This window comes from Limnofasciculus baicalensis BBK-W-15 (assembly GCF_024178385.1).
In the GTDB taxonomy this organism is placed as follows: domain Bacteria; phylum Cyanobacteriota; class Cyanobacteriia; order Cyanobacteriales; family Coleofasciculaceae; genus Limnofasciculus; species Limnofasciculus baicalensis.
In genome coordinates this window covers 1-2093 of the sequence record NZ_JAMZMM010000623.1, presented here as the reverse complement: position 1 = coordinate 2093, position 2093 = coordinate 1, and the positions used below count along the sequence as shown (strand labels likewise).

At 42.4% G+C, this 2093-nt stretch carries 3 protein-coding genes and 1 pseudogene; 2 read left to right on the top strand and 2 right to left on the bottom strand.

Annotated features, from left to right (window positions below):
- The first annotated feature begins 2 nt into the window (after positions 1-2).
- On the top strand, positions 3-908 hold the full coding sequence (locus NJ959_RS28885; RefSeq protein ID WP_254015206.1) for an AEC family transporter: 906 nt from the start codon (positions 3-5) through the stop codon (positions 906-908).
- A 58-nt stretch (positions 909-966) separates the two neighbouring features.
- Here the strand turns inward: NJ959_RS28885 and NJ959_RS28880 are convergent, their stop codons facing one another.
- The gene (locus NJ959_RS28880) at positions 967-1530 is read right to left on the bottom strand and encodes a Uma2 family endonuclease (protein WP_254015205.1); all 564 of its coding nucleotides are present in this window, start codon (positions 1528-1530) and stop codon (positions 967-969) included.
- A gap of 155 nt (positions 1531-1685) precedes the next feature.
- On the opposite strand from NJ959_RS28880, the gene NJ959_RS28875 reads away from it, so the two are divergent.
- The gene (locus NJ959_RS28875) at positions 1686-1835 is read left to right on the top strand and encodes an element excision factor XisH family protein (RefSeq protein ID WP_305069172.1); all 150 of its coding nucleotides are present in this window, start codon (positions 1686-1688) and stop codon (positions 1833-1835) included.
- Positions 1836-1899: 64 nt separating this feature from the next.
- On the opposite strand, the pseudogene NJ959_RS28870 reads toward NJ959_RS28875, so the two are convergent.
- Positions 1900-2093 (bottom strand): annotated as a pseudogene (locus NJ959_RS28870) (tetratricopeptide repeat protein); the annotation flags it as partial.

Genomic DNA, 2093 nt, shown 5'->3' with positions numbered 1-2093 from the left:
CATTGATACAACTCTATCTGCAACTAGGGGGTGGTGTTTTTCTGGGATGGGTTTTGGGAAAAGTGTTACCGCAGCAAGTACCCATCTGGATTGGTAATTTTCTGTTTTGGTTTGGAGTGCCGATTAGTATTATTGCTTTTCTGCGTAAAGCTGATTTATCGGGAGGAATTTGGATTGCGCCTGTCACTGCTTGGGTGGCGATTTTGTTGGGTGCGGGATTGGCTTGGCTTTGGCTGGAAAAGAAGAATAAGGGCGCTGAAGCGCCTACTACAAAGGGGAGTTTTATCTTAGCGGCGATGGTGGGGAATACTGGTTATTTGGGTTTTCCTGTTACTTTGGCTTTGGTGGGGGAAAAGTATTTTGGTTGGGCGCTTTTTTATGATATGTTGGGCAGTTTACTGGGCGCTTATGGTTTGGGAGTGGTATTGGCGGCTAGGTTTGGTAAGGGGATAGATGGTTATGGTAAGTTATGGCAATCTATTGCGATTAATCCAGCTTTGTGGAGTTTGGGATTTGGATTGATTTTTCGGCAAATCCCAATACCAACTTTGGCAGAAAATACTTTAACTGGATTGGCTTGGGGGGCACTTTATCTGGCTTTGACTTTAATTGGTATGCGATTGAGTCAGTTAAGATCTTGGGGTAAAATTAAACTTGCTGCTGTGAGTTTGAGTATTAAAATGCTGCTAGTTCCTTTTGTTTTGGGGATGGGATTGTGGCAGTTAGGAATTAGGGATGATGCGTTGTTGACAATTGTTTTAGAAATGGGAATGCCGCCTGCTTTTGCTACTTTGGTGATTGCTGAGGTTTACGATCTGGATCGGGAGTTGGCGGTGACAGCATTGGCTGTTGGTTCGATGGGGTTATTGGTGACTTTACCGATTTGGTTATTGTTATTTAGATTTTAGTTTAGGAATTATACCACAGGGGTAGGGTGCGTTATCAAGTAACGCACCCTACGGGTTACTATTCATTTAGCCAACTGAATAGTTTGCCAAGAGTGAGGCTGAAAGATTCAGCAAAATGTGGTACTGGCAAGCTATCATTAGCTTCTTCAAAGACAGCTATGGTGCGATTAGCAAAATAAACAAATACCAATTTTTCATCAGGATCGATTAACCATCCCATCTGAGTACCGTGGGCGATACAATGGAGGATATTGCGGACTACTTTGGTTTGACTTTGATCCGGGGAAAGTATTTCAATTGTCCAATCAGGGGCAATTAAAAAAGTATTAGATACTTCCCCATTTTCGTCGCGGGGAATCCTTTCCCAGGTGAATACGGTGACATTGGGGACAATTGATCTTCCGCCAAATGTACAGCGCAATTCTGGATAAGCACGGGCAATCCTGCTTGGTTTCAACACTGTGTTGACTGCTGGGACGAAATCTCCCTGAATGGTACTATGTTTTCCTTGGGGCATGGGTTTTTGGATAATCTCACCTTCAATAAATTCGCTGGCGGGTTTGGTTTCCGGTAGCTTGAGAAATTCTTCTAGGGTTAAGGTTTTTATGGGGGTTTGAATCATTGTATTTTGTGGTGGGTGGATTGAGCTAGTTGTTAAGTATATTTTAGCAACCATTTAGAGTTTCAGTGTTACACTGAAATTACAGTATTGTTCGGTGACAATTGCTTGATACCCGATTATGCCCGCTAAAGATATCTACGACAACTGTGTCAAAAATGCTCTACTTAATTAAAGATAACTGGACAATTACTCACGATCCCCTCCCCATAAAATGGGGTACGAAGGATATGTATCTAGATCCAGGGGTTCAAAAACTCATCGCTGCTGAAAAAGCTGAACGTAAAACAGAATTCGCTGTGGCTTAGAGGGTGTTTCTAGTATTCGGCTTCTAGCAGGGGTTAGCTAAAAGGAATCTGTGTATCGTTATGGCTAGGTGAGGGTTTCCATCTGATCGGGATCATCCCCCCGGATGCTTTGATTATATGCAATTTCCAAATTTTTTTGAGTTTTTGCCCAGTCTTCAGGAAATGCTTCTGGAGTATAGATTGTTAGTGCATTACGATAACAAGCGATCGCTAATTCTAGATTTTCGGCTCTTTCTCCTTTAATTCTGTCACTGTAAG

What these genes read in the sequence shown, in the direction of transcription:
- NJ959_RS28880 (WP_254015205.1), bottom strand. Translation starts at nt 1,530, where the DNA reads ATGATTCAAACCCCCATAAAAACCTTAACCCTAGAAGAATTTCTCAAG.
- NJ959_RS28875 (WP_305069172.1), top strand. Translation starts at nt 1,686, where the DNA reads ATGCTCTACTTAATTAAAGATAACTGGACAATTACTCACGATCCCCTC.